Genomic DNA, 17,848 nt, shown 5'->3' with positions numbered 1-17,848 from the left:
CCTCAGTGCCCGGCGGCCGGGGCGGTGAGGGAGGGTGCCGGTTCCGCCGCGTGGGCCGGGATCGCGTTGCCCGCGGTGATCAGGGCGGCGATGGTGAGGACGGCGGCGGCGACGCTTCGGGCGGTGGGGGTCGCGCTCAGGGCGCGGAGCCGGGAGTGGGGGCTCGCGCTTGTGCGTTCGGGCACGGGGACCTCGCAGCAACAGCGGTGGGGGGTCGGTCGGGCAGGGGCGGGGTGCCGTTCAACCTAGGGACGGACGGCTGGATCGGCAAGGGGCGCAAGGGTGTTCAGACCTGGGCCCGGCCCTGCTTGCGCACGTCGGCCAGGCGCAGTGCGCCCAGTTGCACGGCTGCCTGCGTGGCGTCGTTCGGTACGTCGCCCAGACCGCCGTTGGTGAGGGCGAAGGCGTCCGTGCCGACCCGGACGGCGGCCACGTCCATCGTCAGGAGCAGCTGGTCCCCGTCGCGGGTGAGGGCGGCCACGGTGATGTGCAGACCCTGGCGTACGTCCCCGACGTCGGGCAGCGGGGCGTCGGTGACCTGGATGTCCTCGAGGGTGCCGGCCTCCGTGGTGGCCGTGAACCGGGCGCACTGCGACGGCATGCCGCCGAGCCAGGCCAGCGCCCCGTCGACGTCCGCCGGCCGGCGTGCGCCGATCTGGAAGCGGATCTGGGCGTCGGTGTCGGTGTCGTCGAGGCCGACGGCGACGCGCGGCGGGCCACCGAGGAGTTCGTCGTCGTAGAGGGCGTCGAGCAGGCGCTGGCAGTCCCCGGCCGAGGTGCTCGCCTTCAGCAGACCGTCCCGCCAGGTGGCCGCCCCGCGCGTGGCGGTCCACGGCGGCCCCAGGTCGGTCTCCGTGATGAGGGCCTCACGGGCCTGCGCGTCGCTGAGCGTGGAGCCGTCGGCCCGGTTCGGCGCCTTCGCGGTGGGCGTCGGCCGGTCGATCGTCGGGGTCGGCGTCGGCGCGGTCGCCGGGTGTTCGAGGCCGAGGGTGGCGCAGCCGGAGAGGGTGACCAGACCGACGGCCAGGAGGAGGGCACGGCGGGATATCGCGGCAGGGGTCATCGGGGTGCCTCCTGGTCGGGGGTCGGGCCGGTGGGGGGAGAGGCCGCCTTCCCCCACGGCACCATCGCGGGGCCGACCCCACCAGCGCTCCGGTCCGTACGAGTGAGCAATTGCGTTGAGGGCGGGCGCGGCGGCTTGTTACGGTCCTCGTATGCAGCGCGCCGCCCAGAAGTCCGCGAAGTCCGCGATGTGCCCGAGGGGCACGACGACGCCGGAGACCGTCCCGGCGCGCTGACACCTGAGCCAGTCATCCGAAGCCCCGGGGCGAACGCCCCGGGGCTTCGGCCGTGCCAGCGGTCGTGTCGGTCCTCTCACGGGGTGTCCGCCTCCCTCAGCGAGAGGTTCCGCCCGTGAACGAGAACGCCCCCCTGCCCGACCACCGCCGCCTCGGCCGCGACCTCGGCCTCTTCGGCACCGACCCCCTGATGGGCGCCGGCCTGCCCTACTGGCTGCCCGACGGGGCCGTCGTACGCCACACCCTGGAGGAGTACGTCCGGGACGCCGAGCGCCGGGCCGGCTACCGGCACGTGTACTCGCCGGTCCTCGGCAAACGCGAGCTGTACGAGATCTCCGGGCACTGGGACCACTACAGCGAGGACATGTACCCGCCGATGAGGCTGGGCGGTTTCGAGGACTCCGGTGGGCCCGAGGACGTCAGTGCGGCCGAGGAACTGGTCCTGCGGCCCAGCCTCTGCCCGCACCACGCCCTGATCTACCGCTCCCGCTCCCACAGCTACCGTGAACTACCCCTCCGCATCGCCGAGTTGGGAACCATGTACCGGGCCGAGCTGTCCGGGGTGCTCGGCGGGCTGACCCGGGTCCGGGCCATCCAGCTGAACGACGCCCACATCTTCTGCACCCTCGACCAGGCCGTCGAGGAGGCCCGCGCCGCCCTGGAACTGATCGCCCGCGCCTACGCCGACCTCGGCATCCGGGCCGTACGGCACCGCCTGTCCCTGCCCGGCGAGGGCGGCAAGTACGTCGCCGACCCCGCGCTGTGGCACCGGGCCACCGCACTGCTGCGGGAGGTGCTGGACGCGGCGGGCGTGGAGTACGAGGAGGAGGCGGGGGAGGCCGCGTTCTACGGCCCGAAGATCGACGTCCAGATCGCCGACCCGGCCGGCCGCGAGTCGACCCTGTCGACCGTGCAGATCGACTTCCACCAGCCCGCCCGCTTCGACCTGCACTACATCGGCCCCGACGGCGGCCGGCACCGCCCGGTCATGGTGCACCGCAGCGTGATCGGCAGCGTGGAGCGGGCCGTCGCCCACCTCATCGAGACCCACGGCGGCGCCTTCCCGGCCTGGCTGGCGCCCGTGCAGCTGACCGTGCTGCCGGTGGCCGAGGAGCAGCGGGAGCGGGCGGCGGCACTGGTGCGGGAGGCGGAGTCCCTGGGGCTGCGGGCCGAGCTGTCGGGCCCCGACCGGGGCACCCTGGGCGCCCGGATCCGGGCGGCCCGCCTGGTGCCGTACCAGGTGGTGCTGGGCGCCCGTGAGGCGGAGGCGGGCCTGGCCGCCGTACGCCTGCGGGACGGCCGCCGCCCCGGCCCGATGCCCGCCCCGGAGCTGCTGCGACGGATCGGCGAGAGGGTGGCGGCCCGGGGGTCCGGGCTGTGGCCGTAGGACGACGGCCGGGGCCGCGAGAAGGCGGGGGCCGCGAGAAGGCGGGGGCCGCGAGAGGGCCGGGGCCGTGAGACGACCGTGGCCGTAAGAGGACTGGGGCTGAGAGCGGACCGGGCCCGTAAGACGGCCGGGGCCGTAAGAAGGCCGGCCCGTGAGACGACCGTGGCCGTGAGACGCGCGGTCTCTCGGTGCGGGCTCTAAGGTCGGTCCCGACGGAAGGAGTCCGCTGTGAGCGACCGGCCCGCCATCCCCGTGATCATCGACTGCGACACCGGGGTCGACGACGCCCTGGCCCTGCTGTTCGCCGTACGCCACCCGGGGCTGGACCTGCGCGCGGTGACCTGTGTCGCCGGGAACACGGACGTCGACGGGGTGGTCCGCAACACGCTGACCGTGCTGGAGCGGGCCGGTGCCCCGGACATCCCGGTGGCCCGGGGTGCCGAGCGGCCGCTGATCGAGCCGGCCCGCTCGGCCCGGCATGTGCACGGCCACGACGGCATGGGCGACCTGGGCCTGCCCGCGCCGACCCGTGCCCCGGCCGCAGTGGACGCGGTGACGCTCCTGCACCGGGAGATCCTGGCCAGCCCCCGCCCGGTCACCCTGATCCCGACCGCGCCCCTCACCAACATCGCCCTGCTGCTGCGCACCCACCCGGAGGTGACCCGCAACATCGAGCGGATCGTCTTCATGGGCGGCGCCGTCGCGACGGGCAACGCGACCCCGGTCGCCGAGTTCAACGTGTGGCACGACCCGGAGGCGGCGGCGATCCTCCTCACCGCCGGGGTACCGATCACCATGTACGGCCTGGACGTGTTCATGCGGGTCGTCGTCCCCGGTACGGACGTGCACCGCCTGCGCGCGAGCACCGACCCCGGCACCCGGCTGGCCGGCGACCTCCTCGCCCACCGGCCGACTTCCCAGGGCGGCCCCACGGAGGCCGAGGAGGCGGGCGGCCTCGGCGACGCGGGCGCGGTCTGCGCCGTGGCCGACCCCGCGGGCCTGACCACCCGCCGCCTCCCGGTCGAGGTGTCCCTGGCCCCCGGACCCACCCGGGGCCAGACGGTCGTGGACCGCCGCCCGCGACCCGGCGAGGCCGAGATCCACGAGGGCGCCCGCATGCAGACCCTGGTGGACGTGGGCCTGGAGGTGGACGTGGACCGCTACGTCGGCCTGTACCTGGAGACCGTCGAGCGGCGCTGAGCCCGTCCGGCGGCCCGCGACGACGCCGCCGTCACTGGGTCTGGAGCTGCCGCAGGTGCTGCTGGACGTTCTCCAGGGCACCCTCGCGGCGGCCCGGGACCCGCAGGCGCAACTGGGCCAGGGCAGGCCCGAGTTCACGGGCCCGGGCCGGGTCCTCGATGCGGCCCCACTGGTGGTGGGCGCGGTCCACGGCCGCCTCCACGGCGGCCGCGTCCACCGGCTGCCCGGCGCCCAGCCGCGTCCCGGCGACGGTCAGCCAGGCCCGGCAGCTGCCCGCCGCGTCCCCCGCGAACATCGCCAGGTCGGCGCGGACTTCGGCCCAGTGCAGGGCGTCCTCGGAGGCGGGACCGTGCGCGCGTGCGGCGGTCTGCTCCCAGCGCCCGGCGAGCGCGTCGGCCTCGGCGTACCGGCCGGCCCGGACCGCCGCGCTGATGGCGGCGTGCGGGTCACCGCTGTGCGCGGCCCGCGCGCCGAGCAGGATGTTCGTCGCCGCCTCGTCCCCGAGCCTGGCCACGGCCTGCTGGTGCAACTGCTCCGAGGGCGGCCGGTGCCCGCTGCGCAGCAGCGTCGCCACGGCCTTCATGTACGTCGGCTCCGCCAGCCCCCGCCGGCCGGGCGGCGGGGCGATCCGGCCGTAGACGGCGTTGTCGCGGCCCGAGTCGAGCGGGCGGCCCGCCAGGTACTGCCAGGTGTCGGCGTCGGTGTGCAGGTCGACGAAGAGTGCCGTGGCCCCGGCCGGCCGCAGCCGCAGTTCCTCACGGATCCAGTGCCAGGGCAGCGCGGTGTAGCGGACGGTCGCCGGGGTGGTGCGGGCGAGCGCCAGATGCGGCAGGCGCTGCCGGCGGTCGAGATGCAGCTGCCCGGTGACGTACAGCGTGAGGGGTCCGGGAGCGGCGGCCGCCGCGCGCAGCCGGGTGAGAACGGCCTGCGGGTCGAGCGGGTCGGCGAGTTCGACGACGTTGGCCGTCTCGGTACCGGCCAGCACCGAAGGGGCCACGGCCGCGAGGACGGGGAGCACACCGGCCGCGTCCACCACACACGACCGCCCCAGCGGCGAAGCCGCCAGCAGCAGCACGGTTCCGGGCATGGTCCCCTCCCCTGTCGTCGCGCCAGTCGGTTCCTGCAACCAGCACCGTATCCGCTGCACATGAGACTCCGGGCCAGTGGCCGCGCCCCCAAAGGGGCGCGGGGAACTGCGCGCTCAGCCACGACGCGCCGTCGGACGAGACACCACCTATGACGGCGCCCGAGGCGCCCGCGCCCGCCGTACCGCGAACGCCGTCGTGTCGTCGGCCAGTTGCCCGCCGGTGTGGCGAAGCACCCCCTCCCGTACCCGCCGTACCAGGCGCCGGGGTTCGGCCCGCCCGGGGTCCGCGGCGATCGCCCGCGCCAACTCGGCCCGCAGGGGGTAGAACTCGCCGGAGACATCGCGCGCCTCCGTGACCCCGTCGCTGACCAGCAGCAGCGTCTCGTCGGCCGCGAGCGGCACCCGCCTCAGGGGCGGCAGTCCACCCACGAGGTCGCAGAGGCCGAGCGGAACGCCGTTCCCGGCGGGCAGCGGGCGTATGCCGTGCGGGCCGACGGCGAGGGGCGGCAGGTGACCGAAGTTGACGACCTCGACGACGCCGGATCCGGCCGCCGGGAAGCCGATGAGCACGGCGGTCGCGAAACGGTCGCCGTCGGGGCGGCCGAGCGCGGCGGTGTACTCGCGGTACCGGACGATCCGTGACTCCAGCCGCTCGGCGACGGCCGCGAGGTCACTCTCGTGGTAGCCGGCCTCCCGGAACGTGCCGAGCAGCGTGGCCGCCGTCTCGACCGCGCCCAGCCCCTTGCCCTGCACGTCGCCGAGAAGTAGCCGGACGCCGTGCGGGCCGGGCTGCATGTCGTAGAAGTCGCCGCCGACCCGCGCCTCGGCGTCGGCGGAGAGGTAGAGGGCCGCGTGCTCCAGGCCCGCCCACAGCGGCGGCAGCGGGCGCAGCACGGTACGGCGCGTGGTCTCGGCGACGTCCCGCATGTGCAGCATGCCGCGCTCGCGGCGCAGCCGGACCGCGCAGGCCAGCACGGCCAGCACCCCGCCGAGGCCGACGAGGAGGAAGTCGGGCAGTCCGGCCTCGTACTGGCCGGGCCACGCGCTGTCCAGCGCCAGGTAGGTCGCGAGGGACAGCACCGCTATGGCGGCGGTGGTCCAGATACCGCACAGGGCCGCGGCCGTACCGGGTACCAGGACGATCCAGGAGACGAACCGGTACCGCTCGCCGGTCACGACGTCGAGCACCGTGACCGCGGCGAGCACCAGCAGCGGTGCCACCCAGGCCACGCTGCGCCCGCCGATTCGCAGCGTCCGGCGCCGCAGGGCCTCGTCCTCGGTCGCGCCGGCCAGGCCCTCCATGTCCCTCAGCGAAACACGGGCGCCGACGGCCCGCATCCGGGCCACCGCCCCGCACCGGGGTACCCGGGGTCCGATGTGGCCGATTTGCCAGGGTACGTCCCCCGGTGTGCCCTGGAAGACGGGGGCGAGGAGAGAGGAGTGCTCTCATGGCTCATGCGGCACCCGCACCCGGTGGCATGCCCCGACGCGGCGGTACCCCCGAGGTGACGGCCGGGCACGGTCCGGGCGGCCACGCGCCCGTCGACGTCTTCGAGCCCCGCACCCACGCGATCGGCCGGATCGGCTGGCCGGTGGGGCTGGGGCTGATCTACGGCTACTGGGTCGCGTCCAACGACCGCGACGGCGGCCCCATCACGGGCTCGAACCTGCTGCTGGGGTTCCTCAGCGCGCTGGTGTTCGCGCTGGTGTACATGGCCGTCCTGGCCATCGCCCCGCATGTGCGGCGGGAGGTGCACGCCCTGCTGTGGACGGCGTTCGTCGGCACCGCGTTCGGGTTCATGTACACGCAGGCCGGCGGCACGTATCTGCGGGGTATCGGCTATTCGCTGCTGGTCTCGGTGGTGACGTACGGCGCGTTCTTCTACCGCTTCTACACGCGCGAGGACGAGGCCGGCCACCGGGTCCGCTGAGCCGCGCGTGGGCCACGGCCTCCTGCCGAGGCCGTGGCCCACGCACTCCCTGTCCTCGTCAGTCTCCGTCAGCTCTCCGAACCTTCGTCAGCTCCACGAACCGGAGACGGAGATGTCGAGGTGGAAGGAACCGGAGTCGGATCCGGAGTCCGTGCTGCTCCACGTCCAGCCGGAGCCGTTCCCGTCCGGGGTCCAGCCGCCGTTGGTCCAGCCCGAGCCGTCCTTCCAGACCGGGCACGGGTCCGCACAGTCGGGCACCTGGTGACGGCCCGTGCCGACGAACGCGGCGCTCGCCCAGCCCTTGGAGCCGGGCAACCAGTACCAGGTGGCGGTGCCGTTGACGCTCTGTCCGGTCACCGCGCACTGCACCCGCTCCCGGCTGCCCGGCGCGAGCCGGTCGACCACGGTGGAGTGGGTGGTGGGCGCCGCCCGCACGTTGAGTGCGGTCGCGGAGGTCACGGTGCCCCAGACCGGGCGTCCGTCACCGCTGTTGCCGGACGCGTACGACGAGGCCGGCGCGGAAGCCGGTGTGGTGGCTGGTGTCGTCTCCGGCGCGGCCGACGCCGGGGTCGCCGACGCCACCGCGGCGAGGGTGCCGCCGGTGAGCAGGGCCGCGGACAGGGTTCGCAGGGTCACACTGGTGCGCATACGTTCGCCTCCTTCTCCCCAGCACCAGGAAACACCCGTTCGGGTGAACGCTCCACCGGAGAGCGGAATCTACAATTCCGCCGGCTTTCCGCCAGACTTCCGCCGGCCTTCCGCCGGCGTGGACGGCCGTACGGCGTGACGCGTCGCCCGAATGGCGTCGTACCGCTCGCGCCCCCGGCCCACCGGCCGTTGCCTGGATACGTGCCCCCACGACTCAGGACCGCCCTGTCGGCCGTACTGATCGCCCTGGCCTGTCTGCTCGTGCCCTTCGGCGCGTTGGCGGCCTGGGCGTCGTACGGGCTCGCCGACACGGGCCGTTACGTCACCACGATGGCACCGCTCGCCGCCGACCCGGCCGTGCGGGAAGCCGTCGCGGAGACGGTCGGCGACGGCATCCTGCGCCAGGTGGACACCGGCCACGCGATGCCGGGCACCGTACGCCCGTTCGTCCAGGACGCCGTGCGCTCCTTCACCCAGACCCGCGCGTTCCGCGTGGCCTGGAACACCGGCAACCGGGTCACGCACGACGCCGTCCTGCGCGCCCTGCGCGGGCGGGGCGGACCCGCCGGGCCGGTCACCGTCGACCTGGCGCCCGTCACGGCCCGGGTCAAACAGCAACTCACCGAGGACCATGTGCCGCTCGCCGCCCACATCCCCGTGGAGCACACCGCTGTCGCGGTGCTCCCGGCGGGCGAACTGGCCCGGTTCCGGAAGGGATTCCACGTGCTGGAAGTCGCCGGCTTCTGGCTTCCCGTGGCGGCCGTCGCCTTCGCCGCCACCGGGATCGCCGTCGCCGTCCACCGCCGCCGCGCCATCGCGGCGACCGCGCTCGGCACCGCCCTCGGCGGTGCCCTGCTCGGCCTGGCCCTGACCCTGGGCCGCAGCCTGACCCTCGCCGACCTGCCCGCCGACGTCCCCCACCCGGCCGTCGGCGCCGTCTACGACGCCCTCACCGCCACCCTGCGCACGGCGTCCTGGCTCCTCCTCGCGCTCGGCCTCACCGTGGCCGCGGTTGCCTGGGTCAGCCGGTACCTGCGCCGGAGCGGGACCGGGCGAGCCCTGCCAGAGTCCGCAGCGCCCGCGCCAGCTCCTGCTCAGGCGCCGACGCGAGTCCGAGCCTGACCGCGTTCGGGGTCCGGCTCGGGTCGACGCAGAACGCGCTGCCCGGGGTGACGGCGACGCCGTGCGCCCGCGCGGCGGCCGTGAACGTGTCCGCCCGCCACGGCGCGGGCAGTTCCCACCAGGCGAAGTAGGCGGCCGGGTCGGACCGCACGGCGAAGCCGGCCAGTTCCCTGGCCACCAGCCGCTGGCGCCGCCCCGCGTCCCGCCGCTTCGCGGCCACCAGCCGAGCCACGGTCCCGTCCCCGATCCACCGCACGGCCGCCTCCAGCGCGAAGGACCCCGGACTCGACCCGCCCGACCGTACGGCGGCCGCCACCGCCCCGGCCCGCTCGGGCGGTACGACGGCGAAGCCGACCGTCAGACCGGGCGCGACCCGCTTGGACAGCCCGTCGACGACGTGGGTGAGCCCCGGCGCGAGCGCGGCGAGCGGGGGCTCGGGGCCGGTGTGCAGGAACGACCAGATGCGATCCTCGACGACGGGCAGGCCCAAGTCCGTGACGGCATCGGCGAGTTCCCGGCGCCGCCCCGCGCTCATGGTCAGCGAGGTCGGGTTGTGCAGGGTCGGCTGGAGGTAGAGGGCACCGAGGCGGGCGCCCGCGAGCGACTCCGGCAGCACGCCGTGCTCGTCCGTCGCGAGCGGCACCAGGGTGAGGGCCAGCCGCCCGGCGATCTCCTTGACCAGCGGATACGTCAGCGGCTCCACCCCGACCCGGCCGCCCGGCCGGACCAGGGAGGCGAGGGTCGCGGCGATGGCCTGGCGGGCGTTGCCGGTGAACAGGATCCCGGCCGGGTCGGGCCGCCGGCCACCGGTGGCGAGCAGGTCGGCGACGGCCGACCGGGCGGCCCCGGTGCCGGTGACGGCGGCTGGGCGCAGGGCCTCGGTCAGCACGTCGGGCCGCAGCAGGGGGGTGAGGGCGGGGGCCAGCAGCTCGGACTGGCCCGGTGCGGAGGGGTAGTTCAGCTCCAGGTTGACGACGGGGGCGGGGGCCGCGTGCGGAGCGTCCGAGGCGTCCGGGACCGTGGTGCCGGCCTCGGTGAGGGCGCGTCCGGCCGCCGCCCCCGCTGGTGTGGCGCGGACGAAGGTCCCCCGCCCCACCTCGCCCACCACCAACCCGCGGCGCACGAGTTCGCCGTATACCCGGCCCGCCGTGGACGGTGCGAGGCCGTACCGGCGGGCGAACGCGCGCTGCGGCGGCAGCCGTTGCCCGGGACTGAGCCGCCCGCCCACGATGTCGGCGGCGATCCGGTCGGCGATCCGCCGGTAGTCGCGATGGTCCTGCACTCTGCCCGCCCCCTTGCCCCGATCCGCACATTGCACCGAGGGCAAAGATTTTATTGCACCGAGGAGTTGGCCCGGCCTAGGCTCCCCACATGCCCCCCTTCCTCGCATACGACGACAAAGGCGCCCATACCTCACGCCTCCCCCTGATCCTCGTCCACGGCCACCCCTTCGACCGCTCGATGTGGGAGCCGCAGCTGTCGGCGTTCTCGCCCGAACGCCGGGTGATCGTTCCCGACCTGCGCGGCTACGGCGCCTCCCCCGTCACCCCGGGCACCACTCCGCTCCCGCTCCACGCCGAGGACATCGGGGCACTGCTGGACGACCTGGGCGTCGGCGACTTCGTGCTGGGCGGGCTGTCGATGGGCGGCCAGATCGTCATGGAGTGCTACCGGCGGTTCCCGGACCGGATCCGGGGCCTGGTCCTCGCGGACACCTTCCCCGCCCCGGAGACACCCGAGGGCAGGCGGTCCCGGGCCGCCATGGCGGAACGGCTGCTGCGCGAGGGCATGCGTGGCTACGCCGACGAGGTGCTGGAGAAGATGGTCGCCCCGTACGCCGACGCCGAGGTCAAGTCCCATGTGCACCGCATGATGACGGCGACGGACCCCGAGGGCGCGGCGGCGGCCCTGCGCGGCCGCGCCGAACGCCCCGACTACCGGGGCCTGCTCACCACCGTCTCCGTCCCCGCCCTGGTGGTGGTCGGCTCCGACGACACGTACACGCCGGTCTCCGACGCCGAGGCGATGCACGCGGCCCTGCCCGACTCCATGCTGCACGTCGTCGAGGGCGCGGCGCACATGCCGAACCTGGAGCGGCCGGCGGAGTTCAACGCGGTGTTGGCCGGCTTCCTGGCGCGAGTCGACGGGCGCTCGTAGGCTCGGCGCGTGACAGATCGCCCCGGACGCCGGTTCGGTGCCTGGTGCGCCGGGCTGCTGCTGGCCGGGGTGAGCGTGGTGGCCGGCTGCCGCGTCGCCGACACCGACGGCATCACGCCGGTACCGCAACTGCTCGCCTTCCTGCCGTGGCTGCTCGTGCCGGCCGGCGTCGCTCTCCTGTTCTCACTGCTGGCCCGCTGGTGGCCGGGCCTGGTCTGGTCCGTCGCCGTCCTCGGTCTGCTCGCGTGGTTCAGCGACCCCTACGGCAAGCTGCACGAACCGGACGGCCCCCCGCTGGCCTCCTTCCGCGTCCTGACCTCGAACGTCGAGTTCGGACACGGCACCCCGGCCCTGGTCCCCCTGATCCGTGCCGACAAGCCGGACATCGTGTTCGTCGAGGAGTGCGAGTACGGTTGCCAGGCCACGCTGCGACGGGAGTTCGGGGCCGGCTACCCCTACCGGCAGGCGGTGGCGGCGGCCGGCTCACACGGCTCGCTCATCCTCAGCCGCTTCCCGCTCCGGGGCACCGCCGGGGTCCGCGGCACCATGGGCATGCCGGGCGCGGTGGCCGACATCCGCGGGCACTCCGTCCGCCTCCAGCTCGCCCACCCCATGCCCCCGCTGCCGGGCCAGGTGGCCCTCTGGCACCGCGAACTGAACCGCCTGCGGTCGTTCGCCGCGTCCTCCCCCCGGACCCCGACCGTCCTCGCGGGCGACTTCAACGCCTCCCAGGACCACGCGGGCTTCCGTCACATTCTCGACACCGGTCTGTCCGACGCGGCCCGCCTGGCCGGCCACGACCGCACCCCCACCTGGCCGTCCCGCACGGCCTCCGTCATCGGCGCCCAGATCGACCACGTCCTGGTGACCCCGGACTTCTCGGCGACCCGCGCCGGCTTCCCCACCCTCACGAACACGGACCACCGGGCGGTACTGGTCGACCTCACGCTGCACTCGCGGACGAACGCGTCACCGCACTGAGATATTGGGCCGCTAACCTTACGTGTCCGTCCTGGCCAGGGATCGACGGGCCACAACTCACCCGAAGGGTTGCGCACATGGGCATTCTCACTCTCCTGCGGAACGCGTTCGGCCGCTCCCGCAAGGGCAGCCCGGCCGAAGCAGAGGGTGCGGACCGACTCCCGTCGCAGCCCCCGACCGAGTCCGCCGCCCCTGAAATCCCCGAGCCCCGCCACTCGGACGACCAGGAACACGACCTGGTCACAGCGGCCTTCGACAACGTCACGGTCCCCCACCCAGCAGAACCGACCGCCCCCAAACCGGCCAAGGTCGAGGCAGACCCCGCGCCCGAGGTCGAGGCACAGTCTGACGTCGAGGCAGAGCCCGAGCCCGAAGCCAAGGCCGCGCCCGAGCCTGAGGCCGTCCCGGAGGCCGAGGCGAAGGCCGAACCTGAGGCCGTTCCGGAGCCCGAGCCCGCCCCTGAGGCCAAGGCCGTTCCGGAACCTGAGGCCGCGGCCAAGTCTGAGGTCGAGGCAGAGGCCGGGCCCGGGGCCAAGGCTGAGCCCGCACCCGAGCCCGAGCCAGACGTCGAGGCAGAGGCTGAGCCCAAGGCCCTTCCGGAGCCCGAGTCCGGGCCGGAGGCCGGGGCGAGTGGTGACGTGGACGGACCGCAAGCCGCCGACGGCGGGGACGCCCCACAGGGGCCACCCGCACCCGACGACGAGACCGTCACGGGTGGTGCGGGTGGGAACGAATCCGCCGAAGGCGAAGCCGAGGCGGCGGAACCGCAGCCCGCGCCGCAGGCAGAGGAGCCGCAGGCCGACCCCGGTCCGGAGGCCGAGGCAGGCCCGGCGGAGCCGCAAGCCAAGCCCGCCACCCCCCTCCCCCGTCTCAAGACCCGCGCCCCCGCCCTCACCGCCGCCTACAAGGCCGCCGGCGCCGCCCTCAAGAAGGCCGACCTCACCGGCACCCGAGCGAAGCTCTACCTCGTACTGGACCGCTCCGCGAGCATGCGCCCGTACTACAAGGACGGCTCCGCCCAGGCCCTCGGCGAGCAGACCCTCGCCCTCGCCGCCCACCTCGACCCCGAGGCCACGGTCCACGTGACCTTCTTCTCCACGGAACTGGACGGCACCGGCGAGCTGACCCTCGACGAGCACGAGAACAAGATCGACGAGCTGCACGCGGGCCTCGGCCGTATGGGCCGTACCAGCTACCACGCCGCCGTGGAGGCCGTCCTCACCCGGCACGCGAAGGAGGCACCCGGCACCCCCGCCCTGGTGGTCTTCCAGACGGACGGCGCCCCGGACGCCAAGACCCCGGCCACCCAGTCCCTCACGGAAGCCGCGGCGCAGCACCCCGACGTCTTCTTCTCCTTCGTCGCCTTCGGCGAGCACGACAACAAGGCGTTCGACTACCTCCGCAAGCTGAAGACGGAGAACACCGCCTTCTTCCACGCGGGCCCCACCCCCCGTGAGCTCACCGACAAGGAGCTGTACGAGGGCATCCTGGCGGCCTGGCGCCCGTAGCCCCCGCACACCAGCACGCACACCAGCGCACCGCCGCGCCCGGGGGTGGACCGGCACCGCACGAGGTCCACCCCCCGAAACGCATGTGAGTCGATCTCCGGCGGCCCAGTAGGATTGCGGCTTATGGCGGCCACTGGATCCGAGAAGCAGGGGTCGAAGGCGTACTACGTCTCGACGCCCATCTACTACGTCAACGACGCTCCTCACCTGGGCCACGCCTATACGACCGTCGCAGGCGACGTGCTCACCCGCTGGCACCGTCAGCGCGGCGAGAAGGTGTGGTACCTCACCGGCACGGACGAGCACGGTCAGAAGATCATGCGCACGGCCGAGGCGAACGGGGTCACCCCGCAGGCCTGGGCCGACAAGCTCGTCACGGAGGCCTGGCGGCCGCTGTGGGAGCACCTGGAGATCGCGAACGACGATTTCATCCGCACCACGCAGAAGCGGCACACCGACCGCGTCCAGGAGTTCGTGCAGGACCTGTACGACAAGGGCGAGATCTACAAGGGCGGCTACGAGGGCCCGTACTGCGTGGGCTGCGAGGAGTACAAGCTCCCCGGTGAACTGCTCGACGGCGAGGGCGAGTACGCGGGCCAGAAGCTGTGCCCGATCCACAAGAAGCCGGTGGAGATCCTCAGCGAGGAGAACTACTTCTTCCGCCTGGGCGAGTACACCGACAAGCTCCTCGCCCTCTACGAGGCGAACCCCGACTTCATCCAGCCGGAGTCCGCGCGCAACGAGGTCGTGAACTTCGTCCGCCAGGGCCTGCAGGACCTCTCCATCTCCCGGTCGACCTTCGACTGGGGCGTGCCGGTCCCCTGGGACGAGAAGCACGTGATCTACGTGTGGGTCGACGCCCTGCTGAACTACGCGACGGCCGTCGGCTACAACGAGAACCAGCAGAAGTTCGAGGAGACCTTCCCCGCCGACGTACACCTCGTCGGCAAGGACATCCTCCGCTTCCACGCGGTGATCTGGCCGGCGATGCTGATGGCGCAGGGCCTGCCGCTGCCCGGGAAGATCGCCGCGAACGGCTGGCTGATGGTCGGCGGCGAGAAGATGTCGAAGTCGAACCTGACCGGCATCAAGCCGCAGGACCTGACCTCGCACTTCGGCGTGGACGCGTACCGCTGGTACTTCCTGCGGGCCATCGCCTTCGGCCAGGACGGCTCGTTCTCCTGGGAGGACTTCTCCGCCCGCTACACCTCCGAGCTGGCCAACGACTACGGCAACCTCGCCTCCCGCGTGGCCGCCATGGTCGGCAAGTACTTCGGTGGCGAGTTGCCCGCGGCCACGGCCGACGGCGACGCCGAGACGGCGGTCCACGACGGGCTGGCGAAGGCCGTCGCGACGGCCGACCGGAAGATCGGCGAGGAGCTGGACTTCCAGGGCGGCATCCTGGCGGTCTTCGACTTCGTGAAGCAGGTCAACGGCTACATCACGGAGCAGGAGCCGTGGAAGGTGGCCAAGGACGAGTCCGCGGAGGGCCAGGCCCGCCTCGCGACCATCCTCTACACCGCCGCCGAGTCGCTCCGCGCGGTCGCCGTGCTCCTGAACCCGGTCATGCCGGACACCTCGCGGAAGCTGTGGGACTCCCTCGGCGCGGAGGCGTCCCTGGGCGCCCTCGCCGAGCAGCGGGTCCAGGACGCGGGTGAGTGGGGCCGCCTCCCGGCCGGCTCCACGGTCACCAAGGGCGCGGTGCTCTTCCCGCGCCTGGAGGAGAAGCCGGCCGCGTAGGCGGACCCGCTGAAGGACACCGGAGCCCGGTGACGTCGTAGGGCGTCACCGGGCTGCGTGGCGTCTGTCTCGGTATCGTGAATTCATGAGCGGACCGCTCCCTCCCGCCTCGTACGCCTCCTACGCCTCAGGGGCCATGGGTGAGGACTACGCCCGGCACTCCCGGGTGCAGGGCTCGGCCGGTGATCACGGGATGCCGCTGCTGCACCGGGCGCTGGACGCGGTGGTGCTGCCCGAGGGCGACGCGCCGTTCCGGGTGGCCGACCTGGGGGCGGCGGCGGGCTCCAACTCGCTGACGCCGATGCGGGCCGTGGTCGAGCGGGTGCGGGGCCGCACGGGCCGGGACACCCCCGTGACCGTGGTCCACACCGACATCCCCGCCAACGACTTCAACGCCCTGTTCGCCACGGTCCTGGACGCGCCGGGGTCGTACGCGCGGGAGCCGGACGTCTACGTCCACGCCGAGCCGCGCTCCTTCTACGGCCGGCTCTTCCCGGCGGCCGAGCTGCACCTGGCGTGGAGCGCGATCGCCGTGCAGTGGCTGTCCCGGGTGCCCGAGCCCGTCCGCGGCCACATCTACTCTGCGCGAGCCACCGGCGACGCCCGCCGCGCGCTGAAGGAGCAGTCCCGGGCGGACTGGACGGCGTTCCTCACCCACCGGGCCCGTGAGCTGCGGCCCGGCGGACAGCTCGTGGTCGTCGGCGGGGCGGCGGCCGACGACGGGTCCAGCGGCGCCGAGAACCTGCTGGACGCCGCCGACGCCGTGCTCGTGGAGCTGGTGGAGCAGGGGCTGCTGCGGCCCGCGGAGTACGCGCGCATGACGATCCCGACCTGGAACCGGACCCTCACCGAGTTCCTCGAACCGCTGGAGTCGGAGCCGCTCGCCGAGACCCTGCGCCTCGACGAACACGACCTGGTAGCCCTCCCGGACGTCATCCTCGACGCGTACGACCGCTCCGGTGACGCCGGGGCCTTCGCCGACCGGCTGACCACGTTCTTCGCGGCGGCCTTCGGTCCGTCCCTGTTCAGCGCGCTGGCCCCGGACCGCGACCCGCACACCACCGACGCCCTGACGGCGGCGTTCCGCACCCGGCTGGCGGCACGGCTGGCCGCCGACCCGAGGGCGGCCGAGACGCACTGGCACGTGGTCACGCTGCGGATGACCCGCCGGTGAGCCGGCCGGGACACGCGGGCGGGGCATCCGGGGGAGGCTGAGCGGGCGCGGGCCGCGCGGCGCCGACACTACGACCATGCAGCACAGCCCCGCCCCGGCCGAACCGGCCGCCTTCCGGCCCGACCTGCGGGTCATCGTCGACATGACGCTGCTCACCGTGGTCGCGGGTGCGATCGACGCCATCACCTTCCTGACTCTGGGGCATGTCTTCACCGCCCTCGTCACCGGCAACCTGCTCTTCCTCGCCTTCGCGCTCGCGGGCGGCCCCGGGGTGCCCGCGCTCGGCCCGGCGATCGCCGTGGCCGCCTTCGTCGCGGGGGCGGTGGTGGGGTCCCTGCTGATCGGCTGGCTGGGCGCGGCCACATCCTGGTTCTCCGCGTCCCTGCTCGTCGAGGCACTGCTGCTGGGTGCCGGGGGCGGGCTGGCGGTGTGGCACCACGGGTTCAGTCTGGCGGGCAGGCCCGACGCCGGGGTCATCACGTTCGTCGGCGTCGCCATGGGACTGCGCGGGGCGATGGCGCTGCGCGCGGCGGTGCCCGGGATGTCGACCCTGGTGATCCAGACGCCCCTCCTGCGGATGATCGGTCAGATCGTCACCAACCCGCCGGGACACGGGCCCGGCCCACTGTCCGCGTCCGAGTTGCTGACCCGGATCAGGCTGACGGCCTCGATCACGGCGATCTTCCTCGGCGGCGTCCTCGGCGCCCTGCTCTCCCCCTGGGGTACCGGCCCGGCGCTGCTCGTCGTCGCTGCGGCGGTGCTGGTCCTGGCCGCCGTCCACGCGGTCATGCTGCGGCTCACCGCACGCACGCGCCCTTCCGGAGCCGAGTGAGCGAACCCGCCGCCGCCGTACCGGGCGTGCCGGTGCGGGGTCTGGCAGAGTACGGGTGCCGTGGACCTTTCCGAGCCCCAGTCGCGGCTCATCGCCGATGTCGTCACCCTGGGCGGCCCGTACGGGCTGGTGCTGGCCGGGGGCTGTGCCCTGCGGGCGTACGGGCTGGTGCGGCGGCCGCACGCGAACGTCGACTTCGCCACCGAGAGCGCGGAGGCCGTGGCGCAGATCGGTGAGGCCGTCCGGGTGGCTCTGGAGGCGCGGGGCCGCCAGGTGCGCGTGGACGCCGTCACCGCGCTCACCGCACAGCTGACCGTCACCGATCCGCCGACCGGTGAGGCGTGCGGGCTCACCCTGCACAAGGAGGTCTGCTGGCAGCCGCCGGAGCTGACCGGACACGGGCCGGCCCTGTCGCTGGAGGACGCCGTGGGGACGAAGATCCGGGCGCTGTACGACCGGGGCGCGGCGGTGGACCTGGTGGACGCGCGGGCCGCCGCGAGCCGGTTCAGCCTGCCGGAACTGGAGGAGCTGGGCCGGCGGCACGCGCACGACCCCTTCGACCTGCCCACCCTGCAGTCCCGGCTCACCGGCACCGACTTCTACGCCGACGCCCAGTTCACGGCCCTGGGCCTGACCGGGCCGGACACCGACGCGCTGCGGGCGTGGGCGTGGGCCTGGTCCGACGACATCGCCGAGCGGCTGATGGAGGACGGCGCGTCCCCCGACACCGAGCCGGAGGACGACACGGTCTCCGGTACCGGTGCGGGGGACTGACCGCCGGGT

Annotated in this window: 17 protein-coding genes; 11 read left to right on the top strand and 6 right to left on the bottom strand. The window is 74.0% G+C overall.

What is annotated here, in order from left to right; genetic code table 11:
- Positions 1-2: 2 nt before the first annotated feature.
- Together ABZ854_RS06185 and ABZ854_RS06180 are read right to left on the bottom strand one after the other, a co-directional pair.
- Positions 3-185: a hypothetical protein gene (locus ABZ854_RS06185; RefSeq protein WP_361205025.1), complete on the bottom strand. Its 183-nt coding sequence runs from the start codon at positions 183-185 to the stop codon at positions 3-5.
- A 101-nt stretch (positions 186-286) separates the two neighbouring features.
- Positions 287-1,063: a hypothetical protein gene (locus tag ABZ854_RS06180; protein WP_361205022.1), complete on the bottom strand. Its 777-nt coding sequence runs from the start codon at positions 1,061-1,063 to the stop codon at positions 287-289.
- A gap of 368 nt (positions 1,064-1,431) precedes the next feature.
- Here ABZ854_RS06180 and thrS point away from each other — a divergent pair, with 368 nt between their 5' ends.
- Both thrS and ABZ854_RS06170 read left to right on the top strand, forming a co-directional pair.
- Positions 1,432-2,685: a threonine--tRNA ligase gene (gene thrS / locus ABZ854_RS06175; protein WP_361205184.1), complete on the top strand. Its 1,254-nt coding sequence runs from the start codon at positions 1,432-1,434 to the stop codon at positions 2,683-2,685.
- Positions 2,686-2,913: 228 nt separating this feature from the next.
- On the top strand, positions 2,914-3,885 hold the full coding sequence (locus ABZ854_RS06170; protein ID WP_361205019.1) for a nucleoside hydrolase: 972 nt from the start codon (positions 2,914-2,916) through the stop codon (positions 3,883-3,885).
- Between the two features lie 31 nt (positions 3,886-3,916).
- Here ABZ854_RS06170 and ABZ854_RS06165 read toward each other — a convergent pair whose 3' ends face one another.
- Both ABZ854_RS06165 and ABZ854_RS06160 read right to left on the bottom strand, forming a co-directional pair.
- Positions 3,917-4,972, bottom strand: coding sequence for a hypothetical protein (locus tag ABZ854_RS06165; RefSeq protein WP_361205016.1), 1,056 nt, complete (start codon positions 4,970-4,972; stop codon positions 3,917-3,919).
- Between the two features lie 147 nt (positions 4,973-5,119).
- On the bottom strand, positions 5,120-6,274 hold the full coding sequence (locus ABZ854_RS06160; RefSeq protein WP_361205013.1) for a PP2C family protein-serine/threonine phosphatase: 1,155 nt from the start codon (positions 6,272-6,274) through the stop codon (positions 5,120-5,122).
- A gap of 146 nt (positions 6,275-6,420) precedes the next feature.
- Here ABZ854_RS06160 and ABZ854_RS06155 point away from each other — a divergent pair, with 146 nt between their 5' ends.
- Positions 6,421-6,903: a hypothetical protein gene (locus tag ABZ854_RS06155; RefSeq protein ID WP_361205010.1), complete on the top strand. Its 483-nt coding sequence runs from the start codon at positions 6,421-6,423 to the stop codon at positions 6,901-6,903.
- Between the two features lie 87 nt (positions 6,904-6,990).
- Here ABZ854_RS06155 and ABZ854_RS06150 read toward each other — a convergent pair whose 3' ends face one another.
- Complete coding sequence (locus ABZ854_RS06150) at positions 6,991-7,551, bottom strand: SH3 domain-containing protein (RefSeq protein WP_361205007.1); 561 nt, start codon at positions 7,549-7,551, stop codon at positions 6,991-6,993.
- A gap of 201 nt (positions 7,552-7,752) precedes the next feature.
- On the opposite strand from ABZ854_RS06150, the gene ABZ854_RS06145 reads away from it, so the two are divergent.
- On the top strand, positions 7,753-8,673 hold the full coding sequence (locus ABZ854_RS06145) for a hypothetical protein (RefSeq protein WP_361205004.1): 921 nt from the start codon (positions 7,753-7,755) through the stop codon (positions 8,671-8,673).
- On the opposite strand, the gene ABZ854_RS06140 is transcribed toward ABZ854_RS06145, so the two are convergent.
- Positions 8,573-9,955, bottom strand: coding sequence for a PLP-dependent aminotransferase family protein (locus tag ABZ854_RS06140; RefSeq protein WP_361205001.1), 1,383 nt, complete (start codon positions 9,953-9,955; stop codon positions 8,573-8,575). The two genes, ABZ854_RS06145 and ABZ854_RS06140, sit on opposite strands and share 101 nt — an antisense overlap.
- 89 nt (positions 9,956-10,044) lie before the next feature.
- Between ABZ854_RS06140 and ABZ854_RS06135 the strand changes: the two genes are divergently transcribed.
- The 7 genes from ABZ854_RS06135 to ABZ854_RS06105 all read left to right on the top strand — a co-directional run bounded on the left by ABZ854_RS06135 (position 10,045) and on the right by ABZ854_RS06105 (position 17,839).
- Complete coding sequence (locus ABZ854_RS06135; protein ID WP_361204999.1) at positions 10,045-10,830, top strand: alpha/beta hydrolase; 786 nt, start codon at positions 10,045-10,047, stop codon at positions 10,828-10,830.
- Between the two features lie 9 nt (positions 10,831-10,839).
- Positions 10,840-11,811 (top strand): endonuclease/exonuclease/phosphatase family protein, encoded by a 972-nt coding sequence (locus ABZ854_RS06130; protein ID WP_361204996.1) that lies wholly within the window; start codon positions 10,840-10,842, stop codon positions 11,809-11,811.
- A 77-nt stretch (positions 11,812-11,888) separates the two neighbouring features.
- On the top strand, positions 11,889-13,319 hold the full coding sequence (locus ABZ854_RS06125) for a VWA domain-containing protein (protein ID WP_361204993.1): 1,431 nt from the start codon (positions 11,889-11,891) through the stop codon (positions 13,317-13,319).
- Positions 13,320-13,442: 123 nt separating this feature from the next.
- Positions 13,443-15,059, top strand: a complete 1,617-nt coding sequence (gene metG, locus ABZ854_RS06120) for a methionine--tRNA ligase (protein ID WP_361204990.1) — start codon at positions 13,443-13,445, stop codon at positions 15,057-15,059.
- 85 nt (positions 15,060-15,144) lie between these two features.
- The gene (locus tag ABZ854_RS06115; protein ID WP_361204987.1) at positions 15,145-16,233 is read left to right on the top strand and encodes a hypothetical protein; all 1,089 of its coding nucleotides are present in this window, start codon (positions 15,145-15,147) and stop codon (positions 16,231-16,233) included.
- 76 nt (positions 16,234-16,309) lie between these two features.
- Positions 16,310-17,065 (top strand): YoaK family protein, encoded by a 756-nt coding sequence (locus tag ABZ854_RS06110; RefSeq protein WP_361204984.1) that lies wholly within the window; start codon positions 16,310-16,312, stop codon positions 17,063-17,065.
- A 60-nt stretch (positions 17,066-17,125) separates the two neighbouring features.
- Positions 17,126-17,839, top strand: coding sequence for a hypothetical protein (locus ABZ854_RS06105; RefSeq protein WP_361204981.1), 714 nt, complete (start codon positions 17,126-17,128; stop codon positions 17,837-17,839).
- The last annotated feature ends 9 nt before the right edge of the window (positions 17,840-17,848 follow it).

The organism is Streptomyces sp. NPDC047028 (assembly GCF_040644095.1).
In the GTDB taxonomy this organism is placed as follows: domain Bacteria; phylum Actinomycetota; class Actinomycetes; order Streptomycetales; family Streptomycetaceae; genus Streptomyces.
The sequence above is the reverse complement of the archived record's forward strand: the minus strand, read 5'-3'. Positions and strand labels throughout refer to the sequence as shown.